Annotated in this window: 19 protein-coding genes; 7 read left to right on the top strand and 12 right to left on the bottom strand. The window is 71.3% G+C overall.

Annotation, left to right across the window (positions count from 1 at the left end; translation table 11 throughout):
• Positions 1–97: 97 nt before the first annotated feature.
• The 5 genes from ITJ55_RS11405 to ITJ55_RS11385 form a co-directional block, all read right to left on the bottom strand.
• Positions 98–1,606 (bottom strand): amidohydrolase, encoded by a 1,509-nt coding sequence (locus tag ITJ55_RS11405; RefSeq protein ID WP_194595429.1) that lies wholly within the window; start codon positions 1,604–1,606, stop codon positions 98–100.
• Positions 1,603–2,226 carry an FMN-binding negative transcriptional regulator gene (locus tag ITJ55_RS11400; protein ID WP_194595428.1) on the bottom strand — a complete coding sequence of 208 codons (624 nt, stop codon included), beginning with the start codon at positions 2,224–2,226 and terminating at the stop codon, positions 1,603–1,605. The genes ITJ55_RS11405 and ITJ55_RS11400 overlap by 4 nt, the downstream gene beginning before the upstream one ends.
• Positions 2,227–2,230: 4 nt before the next feature.
• On the bottom strand, positions 2,231–3,205 hold the full coding sequence (locus tag ITJ55_RS11395; RefSeq protein WP_194595427.1) for a DNA-formamidopyrimidine glycosylase family protein: 975 nt from the start codon (positions 3,203–3,205) through the stop codon (positions 2,231–2,233).
• Positions 3,206–3,336: 131 nt separating this feature from the next.
• Positions 3,337–3,822, bottom strand: a complete 486-nt coding sequence (locus ITJ55_RS11390) for a ribose-5-phosphate isomerase (protein ID WP_043597130.1) — start codon at positions 3,820–3,822, stop codon at positions 3,337–3,339.
• 37 nt (positions 3,823–3,859) lie between these two features.
• A complete protein-coding gene (locus ITJ55_RS11385; RefSeq protein WP_194595426.1) occupies positions 3,860–4,498 on the bottom strand; it encodes a DsbA family protein in 639 nt (212 codons plus the stop codon).
• Between the two features lie 94 nt (positions 4,499–4,592).
• On the opposite strand from ITJ55_RS11385, the gene pepN reads away from it, so the two are divergent.
• The 3 genes from pepN to ITJ55_RS11370 all read left to right on the top strand — a co-directional run bounded on the left by pepN (position 4,593) and on the right by ITJ55_RS11370 (position 8,787).
• Positions 4,593–7,133 (top strand): aminopeptidase N, encoded by a 2,541-nt coding sequence (gene pepN / locus ITJ55_RS11380; protein ID WP_194595425.1) that lies wholly within the window; start codon positions 4,593–4,595, stop codon positions 7,131–7,133.
• Between the two features lie 128 nt (positions 7,134–7,261).
• Positions 7,262–8,263 carry a mechanosensitive ion channel family protein gene (locus ITJ55_RS11375; protein ID WP_228498128.1) on the top strand — a complete coding sequence of 334 codons (1,002 nt, stop codon included), beginning with the start codon at positions 7,262–7,264 and terminating at the stop codon, positions 8,261–8,263.
• On the top strand, positions 8,260–8,787 hold the full coding sequence (locus ITJ55_RS11370; RefSeq protein ID WP_194595424.1) for a globin: 528 nt from the start codon (positions 8,260–8,262) through the stop codon (positions 8,785–8,787). The genes ITJ55_RS11375 and ITJ55_RS11370 overlap by 4 nt, the downstream gene beginning before the upstream one ends.
• A gap of 86 nt (positions 8,788–8,873) precedes the next feature.
• Here the strand turns inward: ITJ55_RS11370 and ITJ55_RS11365 are convergent, their stop codons facing one another.
• The gene (locus tag ITJ55_RS11365; protein ID WP_194595423.1) at positions 8,874–9,545 is read right to left on the bottom strand and encodes a hypothetical protein; all 672 of its coding nucleotides are present in this window, start codon (positions 9,543–9,545) and stop codon (positions 8,874–8,876) included.
• Between the two features lie 21 nt (positions 9,546–9,566).
• Here ITJ55_RS11365 and ITJ55_RS11360 point away from each other — a divergent pair, with 21 nt between their 5' ends.
• Positions 9,567–10,436: an acyl-CoA thioesterase II gene (locus ITJ55_RS11360; RefSeq protein ID WP_194595422.1), complete on the top strand. Its 870-nt coding sequence runs from the start codon at positions 9,567–9,569 to the stop codon at positions 10,434–10,436.
• A gap of 24 nt (positions 10,437–10,460) precedes the next feature.
• On the opposite strand, the gene ITJ55_RS11355 is transcribed toward ITJ55_RS11360, so the two are convergent.
• The 6 genes from ITJ55_RS11355 to msrA form a co-directional block, all read right to left on the bottom strand.
• Positions 10,461–10,934 carry a thioesterase family protein gene (locus ITJ55_RS11355; RefSeq protein ID WP_194595421.1) on the bottom strand — a complete coding sequence of 158 codons (474 nt, stop codon included), beginning with the start codon at positions 10,932–10,934 and terminating at the stop codon, positions 10,461–10,463.
• A gap of 16 nt (positions 10,935–10,950) precedes the next feature.
• Complete coding sequence (ettA, locus tag ITJ55_RS11350; RefSeq protein WP_056262463.1) at positions 10,951–12,636, bottom strand: energy-dependent translational throttle protein EttA; 1,686 nt, start codon at positions 12,634–12,636, stop codon at positions 10,951–10,953.
• Positions 12,637–12,673: 37 nt separating this feature from the next.
• Positions 12,674–13,105 carry a hypothetical protein gene (locus tag ITJ55_RS11345; protein ID WP_370544133.1) on the bottom strand — a complete coding sequence of 144 codons (432 nt, stop codon included), beginning with the start codon at positions 13,103–13,105 and terminating at the stop codon, positions 12,674–12,676.
• A 154-nt stretch (positions 13,106–13,259) separates the two neighbouring features.
• Positions 13,260–13,886, bottom strand: a complete 627-nt coding sequence (gene ssb, locus ITJ55_RS11340; protein ID WP_194595419.1) for a single-stranded DNA-binding protein — start codon at positions 13,884–13,886, stop codon at positions 13,260–13,262.
• A 123-nt stretch (positions 13,887–14,009) separates the two neighbouring features.
• On the bottom strand, positions 14,010–14,225 hold the full coding sequence (locus ITJ55_RS11335) for a methyltransferase (protein ID WP_194595418.1): 216 nt from the start codon (positions 14,223–14,225) through the stop codon (positions 14,010–14,012).
• Between the two features lie 55 nt (positions 14,226–14,280).
• Entirely contained in the window at positions 14,281–14,808 is a 528-nt protein-coding gene (gene msrA, locus ITJ55_RS11330; protein WP_194595417.1) for a peptide-methionine (S)-S-oxide reductase MsrA, read from the bottom strand.
• Positions 14,809–14,856: 48 nt separating this feature from the next.
• Here msrA and ITJ55_RS11325 point away from each other — a divergent pair, with 48 nt between their 5' ends.
• The 3 genes from ITJ55_RS11325 (at position 14,857) to ITJ55_RS11315 (ending at position 17,313) form a co-directional block, all read left to right on the top strand.
• Complete coding sequence (locus ITJ55_RS11325; protein ID WP_194595416.1) at positions 14,857–15,876, top strand: aldo/keto reductase; 1,020 nt, start codon at positions 14,857–14,859, stop codon at positions 15,874–15,876.
• A gap of 154 nt (positions 15,877–16,030) precedes the next feature.
• On the top strand, positions 16,031–16,342 hold the full coding sequence (locus tag ITJ55_RS11320) for a hypothetical protein (RefSeq protein ID WP_228498126.1): 312 nt from the start codon (positions 16,031–16,033) through the stop codon (positions 16,340–16,342).
• Between the two features lie 77 nt (positions 16,343–16,419).
• On the top strand, positions 16,420–17,313 hold the full coding sequence (locus ITJ55_RS11315) for a hypothetical protein (protein ID WP_194595415.1): 894 nt from the start codon (positions 16,420–16,422) through the stop codon (positions 17,311–17,313).
• Positions 17,314–17,485: the final 172 nt, after the last annotated feature.

The raw sequence follows: 17,485 nt of genomic DNA, 5'->3' as shown, positions 1-17,485 counted from the left end.
CCAGACGGACGAAGGCCGCCACCCCGCACGGGGTGGCGGCCTTCGCCGTGCGGGCTCGTCGCGTCAGAGGTCGCGGTGAGTCAGAGGTCGCGGTGCGTCAGAGGTCGCGGTGAGTCCAGCGACCACCGAGCAGGGTGCCCGAGACGGGCATGCCCCTCAACCGGACGTCGGACGCGGCGAGGGGGTCGACCTCGGTGATCACGAGGTCGGCGACCGAGCCCACCTCGACCCTCTCGCGACCGTCCGTCGACGCGGCGAGTGCCGCCGAGGCGACGACGCGCTGTTCGGGGTGCCACGGCTCGCGTCCGTCGCGCGAGCGCGAGATCGCCGCGGCCATCGAGACCCAGGGGTCGAGCGGCGCCACCGGCGCGTCCGAGCCGAGCTGGAGGCGGACGCCGGCCGCGACCAGGCTCTCGAAGGCGTAGGCACGCTCGGTGCGCCCCGCCCAGTAGCGGTCGGCCACGTCGCGGTCGTCCATGGCGTGCTCGGGCTGCACGCTGGCCACGATTCCGAGGCGCGCGAACCGGTCGACGTCGCGCGCGTCAAGCAACTGCGCGTGCTCGATGCTGCCGCCGCAGCCCACCTGCTCGAGCGCGTCCAGCGCCTGGGCGTTCGCCGCGTCGCCGATCGCGTGCACGGCCGGCACGAACCCGGCCGAGGAGGCGCGGCGCAGCCACGAGACGAGCTCGTCGGTCTCGTAGATCCGCAGGCCCCGGGCCGCGGGGTCGCCCTCGAGCCCGGGGTACGGGTCGTGGCACCACGCGGTGCGGGTGCCGAGGGAACCGTCGGTGATGATCTTGAACGGTCCCACGGTGACGAGGCCGTCGGTACCCGGGATCTCGTCGCCGGTGCGCAGCCCGCGGGCGACGACGGCGTCGAGGTCGCGCGGGTAGACCCCGGCACGGATGCGCAGCCCGCGCGTCCCACCGGCCACCCGTCGCGCCCAGTGGTCGAGGCCCAGCGTCATCTCGAGGTCGACGACGCCGACGACCCCTCGGGCGGCGGCCGCGTCGACGGCCTCGCCGACCCACGAGTCGAGCAGGTCGTCGGGCACCACGCTCACCGCGGCGCTGACGTCGAAGGCCGGCTGCTCGCGCAGCAGGCCCGTCGGGTGGTCCGCGTACCCGTGACGGGCGAGGGCGGCCGAGTCGAGCCAGACGGAGTGCAGGTCGTTGCTGACCAGGACGACCGGCACGTCGCCCGCCACGGAGTCGAGCAGCGCACGGCGCGGGGCGTCGGGCCAGAGGGCGTCCTGGAAGCCGTAGCCGACCAGGGTGCCACCGGCCTCGACCGGCTGGGAGCGCAGCCGCTCCCCCACGATCGAGGCCGCCTCGGCGGCGGAACGGGCCGCCGACAGGTCGAGCCGACGACGGACGAGCGCCCACTGGTCCAGGTGCACGTGGGAGTCCCACAGGCCCGGGGCGAGCCAACGGCCGTCGAGGTCGAGCACCTCGGCACCCTCGCAGGGGAGGCCGGACGCGAGCGCGACGACGCGGCCGCCGTCGAGCAGGACGTCCACGGGGGCGGGCCCGCCGCCGACCAGGCGGACGTCCCTCAGCAGCGTGCGTCGCGCCTCCTCGGCTCCGTCGACCGCACCGGCCGTCATCGGTCGCGCACCCGGCGCATCTCGGCCGCGAGCGCCGGCTGCGCGTAGTGCTCACCGTGCTCGAGCTCGTCGACGATGCGGTCGACGACCTCGGGCGCCTTGTTCTGGCTGAGCTTGGCCCGGGCGTCGAAGCGGGTGACGCGCAGGCGGATGCCGACCGTGCCCTTCGCGACGCGTCGCGAGCCCTCGTCGTCGAGGGCGAGGGTCGAGGGGTTCGGCATGATGCGTTCGAAGTGGTCGACGAGTTCGCCCAGCACGCGGAAGTTCTCGTCGTCGGAGAGGATCTCGGGGGTGCCCCAGAGGTGCGCCGTGACGTGGTTCCAGGTGGGGATGATCTGCTCGGCCGGGTACCAGCCGGGCGAGACGTAGCCGTGCGGGCCCTGGACGATCACCATGACCTCGTGCTCGCCGAGCTCGTGCGACCGCTCGTCGGGGCGGCCGACGTGGCTGACGAGCACGATCGCGTCGGGGTCGGCGGCGTCCTGCTCGAGCACCACCGGGTAGTGCGAGGCGACGAGCCCGGACGCCGTGTTCGAGACGATCGTGGCCCACGGGTTCTCACGGACGAGCCGTTTGACCTCGTCGACGTCGGACAGGACGAACGTGGGGGTGTGCCGCATGCGCTCAAGTCTGGTCGGTCGGGCACCAGTAGAGCTTGCGACCCGCGGCCATCTCCATCACGATGTTCGTCCCGCAGACCCGGCAGGGCAGACCCTCGCGGTGGTACACCCAGTGGCGGTCTGCCCGGCTGCGCAGCGCCTTCGCGCGCTGGGCCTTGGTGAGGCCGTCCATCGTCATCATCTGGCCGAGTTCGACACCGCTCTTGAGCAGCTTCGTCCAGTCCTTGTAGAGGTCGCGCAGAACGTCCTCGGGCACCTGGTTGCCGGGCGTGTGCGGGTCGAGCCGGGCCCGGAACAGCAGCTCGGCACGGTAGATGTTGCCGATGCCGCTGACCACGCTCTGGTCCATCAACAGCAGCCCGATCGGGGTGCGCTTCTTGCCCGCGATCGACACGAAGCGGTCGGCTCCCTTCTTCGGCGAGTCGACGAGGGGGTCGGGGCCGAGCTTCGAGATGGCGAGGTCGACGCCGGCCGCGTCGAGGACCTCGCACTTCGTCGGCCCGCGCAGGTCGCCGACGGCGGTGTCGGTCAGCAACCGGACGCGCACCTGGCCGACGGGCTCGGGCGGGAACGACTCGACGTCGTCCTCGGTCTTCTCCTGTTCGGCCATGCGGACGCGGCTCGTGCGGGGGGCGCCGATGCTCGACATCGAGTGCTCGCCGTCGGCGTCGGGGGCGGCCTCGGCCTTGCGGGTGGCTGAGCGGCGCGTCCGCGACTCGGCCATCGAGTGGCCCGTCGCGATGGCGCCCGCGAAGTCCCACGCGCCGTAGAGGCCGAGGTGCACGTGCAACCACAACCCGTTGTCGAACTCGAGGAACATCTGCTTGCCCACGGCCTTGGCGTCGACCATGGTCGCGCCGTCGAGCTTCTCGGCCCCGGCCGCGAAGCGGCCCTGGGGTGAGGTGACCTCGGCCCGATGGCCGACGAAGCTCTGCTCGAACTGGTTGGCGATGCGGTGGACGGAATGGCCCTCGGGCACGGCGGCACCTTTCTCGGTGGGACGGTGTGACGGTCTCGCGCGCCGGGGGCGGAGACGACGGAGCGGCGAGCCCCCGGTCGGGGTCCCGCCGCTCTCGACGTTACGTCGTCAGTCGACCGGGTGCCCGGTCGTCAGTCGACCGGGTGCCCGGCGATGGCGCCCGTGGTCTCGTACTCGCCGACCTGTGCGATGCGGCGGACGTGGCGCTCGTCGTGGCTGAAGGGCTCGGCGACGAACGCGTCGATGAAGGCCAGCGCCTCGGCCTCGGTGTGCTGACGCGCACCGATGGCGATCACGTTGGCGTCGTTGTGCTGACGGGCGAGCTTCGCGGTCGAGTCGTTCCAGACCAGGGCGGCCCGGACGCCCTCGACCTTGTTGGCGGCGATCTGCTCGCCGTTGCCCGAACCGCCGAACACGACGCCCAGCGCCTCGTGGCCGGCGCGCTGGTCACGCACGGTGGCCCGGGCGGCCGCGATGCAGAACGACGGGTAGTCGTCGAGCGGCTCGTAGCTCGTCGGACCGTGGTCGGTCACGTCGTGGCCCGCGTCGGTGAGGTGCTGGATGACGGTCGTGCTGAAGTCGAGGCCGGCGTGATCGGTCGCCACGTGGATGCGCATGGACTCGATCTTAAGCCAGGTCGACCCCGTGCCCCGGTCAGTCGAAGATCGGCCCGACCGTGCGCGTGCGCTTGATCTCGAAGAAGCCGGGGTACGAGGCCACGGCGACGACTCCGTCCCACAGGCGCAGCGCCTCCTCGCCCTTCGGTGCGGGCGAGATGACGGGGCCGAAGAAGGCGACGCCGTCGACGGCGATGACCGGCGTGCCGACGTCCTGGCCGACGCGGCCGATGCCGTCGAAGTGGCTCGCCCGCATCTGCTCGTCGTACTCGTCGGTGTCGGCGTGGCGGGCGAAGTCGGCGGGCAGGCCGACCTCGGCGACCGCGCCGGCGATCACGACGTCGCCGTCCTTCTCGCCCTCGTGGTGGATGCGGGTGCCGAGGGCGTCGTAGAGCGGCTTCACGATCTGCTGGCCGTGCAGTTCACCGGCCGCCGTGACGAGTCGCGTGTACCGCAGCATGCGGGCGAAATTGGCCTTGTACTCGTCGCTGACGTCGTTCCCCTCGTTCAGCACCGCCAGGCTCATGACGTGGAACGTGACGTCGAGGTCGCGGTGCCTCGCGACCTCGTCCACCCACCGGCTGGTCATCCAGGCCCAGGGGCACGAAGGGTCGAACCAGAAGTCGACGACGGTGTGGGAGGCGGGGGTCGGGGCGGGCGCGGTGGTGTCGGTCATGCGCACAGTCAACACCCCGGCGTCGTACAGCCGGTCTAGGCTCTCAGCGGACCACGAGTCCCCCACTCACCCCCCCCAGACGGATGGAGCCAGCGTGCCCGGAGAGAACCTCACCCGCGTCGAAGCGCAGGAGCGCAAGAGCATCGTCGACGTGCAGTCGTACGAGATCGCCCTCGACCTGACCCGCGGCGACGAGGTGTTCGGCAGCTCGACCACCGTGCGCTTCACCGCCACCCCCGGCGCCTCGACCTTCATCGACGCGCTCACCCGCATGGTGCACTCGGTGACGCTGAACGGCACCGCGCTCGACGTCGACGCGGTGTCGGACGGCGTGCGCATCCAGCTCGCCGACCTCGCCGCCGAGAACGTGCTCGAGGTCGTCGCCGACGCCGAGTACACCAACACGGGCGAGGGCCTGCACCGCTTCGTCGACCCGGTCGACGGCGAGGTCTACCTCTACTCGCAGTTCGAGGTGCCCGACAGCCGACGTGTCTTCGCGGTCTTCGAGCAGCCCGACCTCAAGGCGACGTTCCAGTTCACCGTCACCGCGCCCGCCCGCTGGCAGGTCGTCAGCAACCAGACCACCCCCGAGCCCGTCGTCGACGGCGAGGTCGGCACGTGGACGTTCTCGCCCACGCCGGTGCTGTCGAGCTACGTCACGGCGATCGTGGCGGGCCCGTACGACGTCGTGCGCAGCGACCTCACCAGCTCCGACGGCCGCACGATCCCGCTGGGCATCTTCACGCGCCGCTCGCTGACCGAGTACCTCGACGCGGACTACATCTTCGAGAAGACCCGCCAGGGCTTCGCCTACTACGAGGACAAGTTCGACTACGCGTACCCGTTCGAGAAGTACGACCAGCTCTTCGTGCCCGAGTTCAACGCCGGAGCGATGGAGAACGCGGGTGCCGTTACCTTCGTCGAGACCTACGTCTTCCGCAGCAAGGTCACCGACGCCATCAAGGAGCGTCGGGTCGTCACGATCCTGCACGAGCTGGCCCACATGTGGTTCGGCGACCTCGTCACGATGAAGTGGTGGAACGACCTCTGGCTGAACGAGTCGTTCGCCGAGTGGGCGTCGACCATCTCGACGGCCGAGGCCACCGAGTGGACCGAGGCGTGGACGACCTTCCAGGCGATGGAGAAGAGCTGGGCCTACCGCCAGGACCAGCTGCCCTCGACCCACCCGGTCGTCGCCACGATCACCGACCTCGAAGACGTGCAAGTGAACTTCGACGGCATCACCTACGCCAAGGGCGGGTCGGTGCTGAAGCAGCTCGTCGCCTGGGTCGGCATCGACGCGTTCTACGCCGGCGTCGCCGCGTACTTCAAGAAGCACCACCACTCGAACACCGAGCTGAGCGACCTGCTCGTCGAGCTCGAGGCGACCTCGGGCCGAGAGCTGACCAGCTGGTCGCAGGCCTGGCTCGAGACCGCGGGCGTCAACACGCTGCGCCCCGAGCTCGAGGTGGACGACGACGGCACGATCACCTCGTTCGCCGTGCTGCAAGAGGCCCCGGCCGACCACCCGACCATCCGCCCGCACCGTCTCGCCGTCGGCCTCTACGCCCTGCAGGGCGACTCGCTGGTGCGCACCGAGCGCGTCGAGATCGACGTCGACGGCACCCGCACCGAGGTCCCCGAACTGGTCGGCCTGAACCGCGGCGACCTCGTGCTGATCAACGACGACGACCTCGCCTACGCGAAGATCCGCCTCGACGCCGTCTCGCTCGCCACGGCGATCGCCCACCTGTCGAAGATCTCGAACCCGCTCGCCCGCGCGCTGGTGTGGGGCTCGGTCTGGGACGCCACGCGCGACGCCGAGACCTCCCCGTCCGATTACGTCCGCCTCGTCCTCGACAACATCGCCACCGAGACCGAGTCGACGACCATCCGCACCACGCTCTCGCAGCTGCTGCAGACGGCCCGCAGCTACGTGGCCCCCGCACGCCGCGCCTCCACGATCACCGAGGTCGGCGACGGCCTCTGGGCCCTGGCGCAGGGCGCCGAGGCCGGGTCGGATGCCCAGTTCCAGTTCGTGACGTTCTTCGCGGCGATCGCCTCGACCGACGACCACCGGGAGGCGCTGGCCGGCCTCCTCGACGGATCGCGCGTCCTCGAGGGCCTCACCGTCGACACCGACCTGCGGTGGCAGCTGCTCGAGGGCCTCGTGCTCGTCGGCGGCGCCGGCGAGGCCGAGATCGACGCGGCGCTGGCCGACGACAACACCGCCAACGGCGCCCAGGCGGCCGCCCGGGCCCGGGCGACCGTCCCCACCACCGAGGGCAAGCTCGCCGCCTTCGAATCGGTCGTCGACAGCGCCGAGCAGCCGAACGCCATCGTGCGGGCGACGACGCTCGGGTTCCAGCACACGAACGACCCGGCGATCCTGCAGCCGCTCGTCGAGCGCTACTTCTCGTCGCTGACCGGCATCTGGGAGTCGCGCAGCTACCACATCGCCGACACGCTCGTCTCGGTGCTGTACCCGGCCGGCCTCGCCGACCAGGCCCTCGTCGACGCGTCGTACGCGTGGCTCGAGGCGAACCCCGAGACCCCGGCGCTCCGCCGCATCGTCCGCGAGAGCGTCGCGGGCGTCGAGCGGGCGCTGCGGGTGCAGGCGGTCGACCAGCAGTAGTCGCGGCACGGGTCGTCCGTCGACCCGACGAACCGCACCGACGGCGGGCCCTGTCACAGGGCCCGCCGTCCGCGCGTCCAGGCACCTCACGGCTGCGCCGACCGAGGCGTGCTTCACTTGGTGCCCATATGGACCTCCTCCTCGCCGCCACCACCGACCCTGCCGCTCCCGTCGCGTTCGACTGGGAGGCCTTCTGGAACATGTGGGGCGTGCCCATCCGCATCGCCGCCATCCTGCTGATCGCGGTGCTCCTGCGCGTCGCGCTGCACTTCACCATCCGGCGGGTGGTCGACCAGGTCGTCAACGGCATCAAGCGCAAGCAGAACGTCGACGACACCCAGGCGCTCATGGCGTCCCCGTTGCAGGCGGTGCGCGTCGTCCAACGCACCCGGACGCTCGGCAGCGTGCTCAACAACGTGGTCACGGTCGTCGTGGCCGCCATCGCCCTCGTGCTCATCCTCGGCGAGCTCGACTTCAACGTCGTCGCCATCGTGAGTGCCGCCGGCGTGGTCGGCGCGGGCCTCGCGTTCGGTGCCCAGAACATCGTCAAAGACATGCTCAACGGCATCTTCATGGTGGCCGAGGACCAGCTCGGCGTGGGTGACGTCGTCGACGTCGGCCCGGCCGCCGGAGTCGTCGAGGCGGTCGGCATCCGGGTCACCCAGATCCGCGACGTCAACGGCGTGCTGTGGTTCGTGCGCAACGGCGAGATCTTGCGGGTGGGCAACATGTCCCAGGGCTGGACGCGCGTCGTCATCGACCTCGCCGTGCCCTACTCGGCCGACGTCGACCAGGTGCAGGACGCCATGCTGAACACGGCGAACGAGCTCGCGGCGATCCCGAAGTGGAAGCGCGCCATCATCGACCAGCCCGAGGTGTGGGGCATCCAGTCGATCGCCGACGAGCACGTGATCATCCGCATCGTCGCCAAGACCCGATCCTCCGACCGCGACAACGTCGACCGCGAACTGCGGTCGCGTCTCAAGAAGACCCTCGACGGCATGGACATCGTCCTGCCGTCGCTGACGAGCGTCGTCCTGACCGGCTTCGACAGCGCCTCCTCGGTGCAGGGCGCCCGGGCACCGCGCACCGTGCCGACGCCTCACATCCCCCGGGGGAAGCGCAAATGAGCGACCTCCCGCTGACGCCGCGGCCGTCCGGCGCGTCCGGCGCGGCCGGCGCGTCCGAGGGTCGACCCCTGACTCCGCCGACGCCTCCGGCCCTGCCCACGGCCGTGCCGGTCACCGTGCGCCGCGGGCTCGGCGACGACTCGGCCCAGGGCAACTTCTGGCAGCAGATCGGTGGCCGCCCGACCTTCGAGAAGCTGGTGCGCCGGTTCTACGAGGGCGTCCGCACCGACGACGTGCTCTGGCCGATGTATCCCGAAGAAGACCTCGAAGGCGCGATCCAGCGGCTGACCGGGTTCCTCGAGCAGTACTGGGGAGGGCCGACGACCTACAGCGAGGAGCGCGGGCACCCTCGCCTGCGCATGAGGCACATGCCGTTCCGCGTGACCCCCGAGGCCCGCGACCACTGGCTGCAGCACATGCGCGTGGCCGTCGACGAGCTCGAGCTCGCACCCCTCGACGACGCGATGCTCTGGGGCTACCTCGACCGCGCCGCCCAGGCCATGGTCAACACGTTCGACCGCTGAGCTGCCGGGCCGCGGGGCCGCTGGCCTGCCGGGCCGTGGACCGCGAACCACCGGCCTGCGGGCGCCGGCCGTCGGGTCGCCGCGCCTCAGAGCAGAGACGACCGACGCTTGACGAGGACGTGACCCTTGGGGGTCGTCAGGCGTGTCCAGGTGCCGGTCTCGAAGACGGCGACCTCGTCCTCTCCGTCGAGGAACCCGAGGCTGAGCGCCCCGAAGCCTGCCCCGGCCGGGACTCCCTCGGCGCCCTCGACCGGCGCCGACCACACGTCGGCCCGGACCCGGTGCACGATCTGCTCGCCCGTGCCGGCGGGGATCGCCTCGGCGACCCGGGCGATGCCGGCCTCGGCGGTCGAGCGCAGGCGCGCGGCCTCGATCGCGTCGAGCCGCGCCCAGCCCCCGCGGGGCGGTGAGATGGCGGCCCAGGTCACGGTGTTGACCGTGGCGGGCACGGACACCGTCACCGCCGCGGTGGGGTCGACGACGTCGTTCTGGAGGCGCACGAGGCGCTCTTTCAGGGACCGCACCGGCACGACCGCGTCGAACTCGGGACGGTCGTCGAGCTGGAAGGTCCGGAGGCCGAGCACCGTGGGGCTCGAGTCGAGCAGGCCCAGGGGGTAGAACACCGCCACGTAGACGGCGAGCACGCCCGAGCCGGCGATGAGCCGCACCGAACCGTCCTCGACCCGGCCGGCCCGCCCGAGATAGGTCGCGAGATCGCTGAGGGACAGGGAGTCGGGGAGGGTGAATGCGTCGTTCATCGGCCCCCTAAACTACATCGGGTGACCGACGATCCGCTGCAGAGCCTGCTGTCCACCCTCGACCTGGCCCCTGCCGGCATCGTCGGCGGGCAGGACGTCTTCACCGGCGGCTCGCAGCCCGAGCCGCTCGGCCGGGTCTTCGGCGGGCAGGTCGCCGCCCAGGCCCTCGTCGCGGCCCAGCGCACGGTCGGCGGCGGACGCGACGTCCACTCGCTCCACTCGTACTTCTTGCGGCCCGGCGACCTCACGATCCCCATCACCTTCACGGTCGACCGCATCCACGACGGTCGGTCGTTCGCGACCCGTCGCACCCAGGCCTCGCAGGACGGAGTGCCGATCTTCTCGATGATCGCGTCGTTCCAGACTCCCGACGAGGGGCTCGACCACCAGGTCGACATGCCCGAGGGCCTGCCCGGGCCCGACGACGTGCCGAGCGACGCCGAGCTACTGTCCGCCGTCGACAACCCGGTCGCCCAGTCGTGGGCCCGACGCCCCTTCGACATGCGCCACGTGCCCTCGCCGGTCTACTTCAGCGTCGAGGGCGACCACGTGGCCCACCAGGCCGTGTGGCTGCGGGCCACGGGCCCCATGCCCGACGACGCCGACCTGCACCGCGCCGCCCTGCTCTACGCCAGCGACTACACCCTGCTCGAGCCGATCTACCGGCGGCACGGGGTCGCCTTCGTCACCCCGGGGCTCAAGGCCGCGAGCCTGGACCACGCCATGTGGTGGCACCGACCGGCCCGGGTCGACGAGTGGCTGCTCTACGTGCAAGAGAGCCCCAACGCCGTCGGCGGCCGCGGGTTGTCGCTCGGTCGCATCTACGACCGCGCGGGCACGCTCGTGGCGAGCGTCGCGCAAGAGGGCATGGTGCGGGTGCCCCGCAGCTGACGGGCCGTCAGGAGCGTCGGAAGGTCAGCGGCGGCGGAAGGCCAACGGCTCCTCGACGTACGGCGACCACGCGTCGCGCTCGACGTCGGAGATGCGCCGCGGCTGGTTCGTCGCGGAGTCGACCAGCACGATGGTGGTCGCGGCCTTCGTGAAGAGCTGCCGCGGCTCGACCCCCTCGGGGGACCACACCTCGTAACAGACCTCGAGGCTCGCCCCGCCCAGGCGGCCCACCCAGATCTGCACGTCGAGGGGTGCCCGCAGGTACGGGATCGGGACGAGGTACTCGAGCTCCTGGCGCGCGATGAGGGTCATGGTCGCGGCGTCCGGACTGCCGTCGAGGACGGCGGCCGACGACCGCTCGTCGATCGCACCGTCGGCCGACCAGAACGCGTCGATGCGCGCCTCCTCGAGGAGGCGCAGCATCGACGCGTTGTTCACGTGCCGGTACCCGTCGAGATCGCTCCAGCGCACTCGGGTCGGCACGTGCAGGCGGGTCATGACGGCGGGGTGCCGGTCAGTCGCGCGTGAGCTTGCGGTACGTGGCCGAGCTCGGCTTCGCGGCGTCGGCGCCGAGGCGCTCGACCTTGTTCTCTTCGTACGCCTCGAAGTTTCCCTCGAACCAGTACCAGTTGGGGGTGCCGTCGTCGTTCAGCCCCTCCCACGAGAGGATGTGCGTCGCGATGCGGTCGAGGAACCACCGGTCGTGGGTGATGACCACGGCGCAGCCAGGGAACTCGAGCAGGGCGTTCTCGAGGCTGCCCAGGGTCTCGACGTCGAGGTCGTTGGTGGGCTCGTCGAGCAGCAACAGGTTGCCGCCCTGCTTGAGGGTCAGCGCGAGGTTGAGACGGTTGCGCTCACCACCGGACAGCACGCCGGCCTTCTTCTGCTGGTCGGGGCCCTTGAAGCCGAACTGCGACACGTAGGCGCGCGACGGGATCTCGGTCTTGCCCACCTGGATGTAGTCGTGCCCCTCGGACACGACCTCCCACAGGTTCTTGTTGGGGTCGATGCCGCCACGGCTCTGGTCGACGTACGAGATGTCGACCGTCTCGCCGACCTTGAGCTCGCCGCCGTCGAGCGGCTCGAGGCCGACGACGGTCTTGAACAGCGTCGTCTTGCCGACGCCGTTCGGGCCGATGACGCCGACGATGCCGTTGCGGGGCAGCGTGAACGACAGGTCGTCGATGAGCACCCGCTCGCCGAACGACTTGTGCAGCTTCTTGGCGTCGATGACCTGCGACCCGAGGCGAGGGCCCACGGGGATCACGATCTCTTCGAAGTCGAGGGTGCGCGTGCGCTCGGCCTCGTTCGCCATCTCTTCGTAGCGCGCCAGGCGGGCCTTCGACTTGGCCTGGCGGCCCTTGGCGTTGCTGCGGACCCACTCGAGCTCGGAGGCGAGGCGCTTGGCCAGCTTGGCGTCTTTCTTGCCCTGCACCTGCAGGCGCTCGCCCTTCTTCTCGAGGTAGGTCGAGTAGTTGCCCTCGTAGGGGTAGAGGCGACCGCGGTCGACCTCGGCGATCCACTCGGCCACGTGGTCGAGGAAGTACCGGTCGTGGGTCACGGCGAGCACGGCGCCGGGGTACTTGCTGAGGTGCTGCTCGAGCCAGAGCACGCTCTCGGCGTCGAGGTGGTTGGTGGGCTCGTCGAGCAGCAGCAGGTCGGGCTTCTGCAGCAGCAGCTTGCAGAGCGCGACGCGGCGCTTCTCACCACCCGAGAGGTTGGCCACCTCGGCGTCGCCGGGCGGCGTCCGCAGCGCCGACATGGCCTGCTCGAGCTGGGAGTCCAAGTCCCACGCGTCGGCGGCGTCGATGTCTTCTTGCAGGGTGCCCATCTCGGCGAGCAGCGCGTCGAAGTCGGCGTCGGGCTCGGCCATGGCGGCCGAGACCTCGTTGAAGCGGTCGAGCTTCTGCTTGATCGGGCCCACGCCCTCTTGGACGTTCTCGAGGACCGTCTTGGTCTCGTCGAGCTCGGGCTCTTGCATGAGGATGCCGACCGAGTAGCCGGGGCTGAGCTTCGCCTCGCCGTTGCTGGGGGTGTCGAGCCCCGCCATGATCTTGAGGATCGTCGACTTGCCGGCGCCGTTCGGCCCCACGACGCCGATCTTCGCCCCCGGGATGAACGACATGGTGACGTCGTCGAGGATCAGCTTGTCGCCGACCGCCTTGCGGGCGCGCACCATCGAGTAAATGTATTCGGCCATGGGAGCGAGTCTATCGGGCGGCGCCGAGCGCCCGACGTCACCAGTCGATGGCTCGCGTCGACCCGACGAGGCAGGCGCCCGTGCCGAGGACCGGCGCCGTCTGACTCGAGTAGCCCGCGTCGGAGACCTGCCCGATCAGGCAGTCCTCACCCCAGAGCACCGAGAACTGGACGCTGTCGGCGTCGCGGCCGATCGAGGTCGTGTCGGCCGTGACCTGCATCGTCGACTTGTCGAAGCCCGCGGCCACGAGCGCGTCGACCAGGGCACGACCACCCGGGCGCGCGTTCGCCGCGACGGTGGCCCGGGCGACCTCGTCGAAGTGTGCGGCCGCGTCGGTCGTCGACGACTCGGACGAGAACGGCGGAGCGTCCGTCGACGCCGCACTCGGCGGCGTCGACGGCTCGGGGTCGGGCGACGACGTGCAGCCGACCAGGGGGACCGACAGGGCCAGCAGGATCGCGGCGAGCACGGGGCCTCGCGGGGGTCTCGAACCGGTCACGGGTGCCCTTCGTCGCCGGCGCCGCCGCGGGTCGACGAGCCTCGTCGAGTCTACGGTGCACCGGCCCGAGGCCCGCAGGGCGAGGTCGCCCCGCCCCGCTCGACCCCGGGACGGTGCCGCAGGGTCAGAACGGTGCCAGGACCTCGTCGGCTCCCACCGTCGGCGGGGCGCCCCAGTCGGATGCGTCGACCGCACCAGCCGGCGTCCCGGAGCCGTCGGAGCCCGCCGACGCGCCCCCCACCGGCGGGCCCGCCTCGGCCCTCGCGGCACCGGTCACCGTGCCTTCGGGCTCCTCACCGGTGGGGACCGACTCGGGCGACGACCCGTCGGTCGCGTCCGACCGGACGGCCTCGCCGCCGTCGGACGCCGCCGCCCGGTCGCCCACCGACGTCGAGGCGACGCGACGTTCGAACGACGACGTGCCCCAGGTGAGGTCGTGGCCGATCGCGTCGGCGTCGACCTCGACCGTCATGCCGCTGCGGTCACCGGCCTCCCACGAGCGGATGCGGAGCCGACCGGTCACGACGACCCGTTGCCCCTTGCGGAGGCTGCCCAGGACGTTCTCGGCGAGCTGGCGGAAGGCCGTGACCGTGTACCAGTTGGTCTCGCCGTCGAGCCACTCGCCCTTGACCCGGTCGTACCGACGTTGGGTCGAGGCCAGGCGGAAGCTCGTGATGGAGAGGCCGGACTGCGTGACGAGGGCCCGGGGGTCGGTGGCGATGACGCCTGTGAGGGTGATGGTGTCTGTCATGTCGGGAGTCTCGCGAACGCAGGCTGACCCGCGGGCGGCACCCGCGCCTCCTTGTGGACGAGGAGGCGCGAGGCCGACCCGGGGACGACCCGACGTCGGCGGCGTCGGCCGACGACGATCGGGTCAGTGCTCGTGGAACTCCGGGTACTCGGAGCCCGGCCCGAGAGCCGCGAACAGGGCGCTCTTGGCCACGGCCAGGGTCGGGTAGGTGCCACCCTCTGCCGACTTCGCGGGCAGACGGACCTCGAAGCCGTCGTCGGTCCTCAAGATGGAGCCGACCGCCCCTGCCGGCCCCACGGCCACCCAGGTCTGTCGGTGCAACGTGTTCTGGTCACTCATCGTCGAGCGCCCCTTTCGTCCTTCTCGGTCGGTCGCGCCGGACGGCGCGGCCCGTCTACGAGGCGAGCACGTACTTCGCGTACGACTTGCGGATCTTGTTGACCTTCGGAAGCGCGACGGCCAGGCAGTAGCCCTGGCCGGGGTTCTTGGCGAAGAAGTCCTGGTGGTACTGCTCGGCGTCGTACCAGGTCGACAGCGGCTCGACGGTCGTGACCACGCCGCCGTCCCAGGCCTCGGAGGCGCGCTCGCGGGCGGCCTCGAAGAGCGCGGCCTGGTCGTCGTCGGCCGCGAACATCGCCGATCGGTACTGGGTGCCGACGTCGGCACCCTGCCGGTTCAGCTGACGCGGATCGTGCAGGGTGAAGAACACGTCGAGGATGACGTCGGCCGGGATCTTCTCCGGGTCGAAGGTCACCGCGACCGCTTCGGCGTGCCCCGTGCGGCCGGTGCAGACGTCGTCGTAGTCGGGGTCGACGGTCTGCCCGCCCGTGTAGCCGGACACCACCTCGACCACGCCGTCGAGCGTGCGGTAGACCGCGTCGAGACACCAGAAGCAGCCACCGGCCAGAACGAACGTCGTCATGCCCGTGAACCTACTCCTGCGGCCGAGGGCCAGCCCTAGGCTGACCGCATGAGATCACCCTTCACCCCCTACGTCGCCGACGACGCACGGTACTCGCGACTCGACTACGTCCGCACGGGTCGCAGCGGGCTCAAGCTGCCCCGCATCTCGCTCGGCCTCTGGAACAACTTCGGCTCGGATCGCGGCCTCGAGACCCAGCGCGACATCGTGCTGCGTGCCTTCGACCGCGGCGTCACCCACTTCGACCTCGCGAACAACTACGGCCCCCCGTACGGTTCGGCCGAAGAGCAGTTCGGGCGCATCGCCGCGGCGAACCTCCGGCCTTACCGCGACGAGATCGTCGTGTCGTCCAAGGCGGGTTACGACATGACGCCGGGGCCCTACGGCGACGGCGGGTCGCGCAAATACCTGCTGAACTCGCTCGAGGCCAGCCTCGGGCGCCTGGGCATGGACCACGTCGACGTCTTCTACTCGCACCGCCCCGACCCCGAGACCCCGATCGACGAGACCATGGGCGCGCTCGCGACGGCGGTGCGACAGGGCAAGGCCCTCTACGCGGGCATCTCGAACTACGACCCGGCGCAGACCGAGGCCGCGATCGCCGCCCTGGCGGCCGAGGGCGTGCCGTTGCTGATCCACCAGCCGCGCTACAACATGTTCGACCGACGGCCCGAGCGAGGGCTCTTCGACACCCTGCTCGCCCACGGCGTCGGGTCGATCGTGTTCTCGCCGCTGGCCGGCGGCCTGCTGACGAACCGCTACCTCTCGGGCAAGGCGCCGGCCGGTTCGCGCGCCGCCGAGGGCCGCTGGTTCTCGGAGGACGCGTTCGACGAGACCTACCTCTCGCGCGTCCGCGGCCTGGACGAGATCGCCCGGGCGCGGGGCCAGTCGCTCGCGCAGCTCTCGCTCACCTGGGTGCTGCGTCAGCCCGCGGTGACCAGCGCCCTGATCGGGGCGTCGTCGGTGGCCCAGCTGGACGACAGCCTCGACGCCCTCGACGGGGCCGAGCTCACCGAGGACGAGCTCGCCGCCATCGAACCGCTCGCGGTCGACGGCACGGGTCGCTGACCCGAGGAGGCGCGGTGCCGGTCGTTGACCCGAGGAGGCGCGGTGCCGGTCGGGCACCGCGCCCTCCGAGGTCGTCCGGCGCCGTTGTCGGTGGTCGCCCCTAGCGTCGGGGGTGTTCTCGACAGCATCGGCCGGATGACCTCAGGAGCACCTCATGACCACCAGCGCCACCGACCTCGCCTCCCCCACCCCGCACGTGCACGCCCCGCACGTGCACGCCCACGCGGGTGCGACGCTGCCTGCCCTCCGATCGACGCGCGGCGGCCTCCGACTCGTGCAGGTGCACGACGACCTCGCCCGGGTCACGCGCGCCGGTGGCGAGGTCGTCGGGTACGTCGAGCGCTTCGACGACCCGCAAGGTGACCGGTACCGCGCCAAGCGGTTCCTGCCGCGCCAGCGTCGGTTCGTCGAGATCGGCGAGTTCTGGAGCCGTGACGACGCCACCGACTGCTTCCGCTTCGCCTGAGCGCGACCGTCGAGGGGCCGGGCGCGCTCGCATGTCGCACCGCGGCAACCTTCGACCTCAGCTGTAGTGTTCGCGCCATGAACTGGTGGAACACCTTCGTCGACTGGCTTTCGTCCGACAACGGTCAGCGCGTCGTCACCGATGCGGCGGTCCCGTTCGTCGCCATCGTCGTCGCCGGCGTCGTCGCCGCACTCATCGGCCGTGGGGCGACCCGCCGCGTCCTCTCGGCGCACGACGACGACACCCGGGCGGCGGCCATCGCGGGGGTCGTCTCGGCAGCGCGCAAGGGTGCCGTGTACAGCTCCCTCGGCACCGAAGAACGCACGTACGTCGACCACCTCGGTCACGAGGCCGACGTTCGCCTGCGCCTGCTGCCGTCCACGGGGAGCACGCTCGCCGCGGACTGGGCGGCGCACGAACTCGCCGAGATCAAGCGTCATTCCGCGTCCTTCAGCTTCCAGGCCGAACGGTCGCTGGGTGAGATGACCGACCGCCTCGTCGACTGGCAACGCCGCCCCGGTCGCGCGAAGAAGCTCTTCCGCGACGACCTCGCTCAATGGAAGTACGAAGAAGCCGACGTCGACCGTGAGGCCGCCGAGCGCCAGAAGGCCTGGGAGGCCGAGCACCGTGCCGCGGCGGCCGCCGACCTCCGACGCGGCAGCGGCTCCGATGGCGGGCCCGACGTCGCGACCCCGCTCCGACCGTCCGTCCTCGGCGACGCCCCCGCCCCGGGTGGCGATGCCCGGCGGGGGCCCCTGACGTCGCCTCTGGCCGGCCCGCCGCCCGTCTCGGCTCCCGAGGCACCGGCCGCGTCGGCGTCGGCGTCGGCGTCCGGGTCGGCGTCGGCGTCGGCGTCGGCGTCGGACGATGACGACACACGTGACGACCCGATGGACGACGAGCGCTACGAGCAGCCGGTCAGCGCGAGCCAGGTCCGCCGCCGCATCGCGCCCGACCGCGCCGACGGCTGACCGTCGCCACTACATGGTGCCCCCGGCAGACTGCGCCATCGACACCGCGAACCTGCGACCAAGAGATGAGAAGCACCGCGAGAGCTGGTGCCTTGTGGTGCCCCCGGCAGACTGCGCCATCGACACCGCGAACCTGCGACCAAGAGATGAGAAGCACCGCGAGAGCTGGTGC

This window comes from Frigoribacterium sp. VKM Ac-1396, from assembly GCF_015350895.1.
Classification (GTDB): domain Bacteria; phylum Actinomycetota; class Actinomycetes; order Actinomycetales; family Microbacteriaceae; genus Frigoribacterium.
The sequence above is the reverse complement of the archived record's forward strand: the minus strand, read 5'-3'. Positions and strand labels throughout refer to the sequence as shown.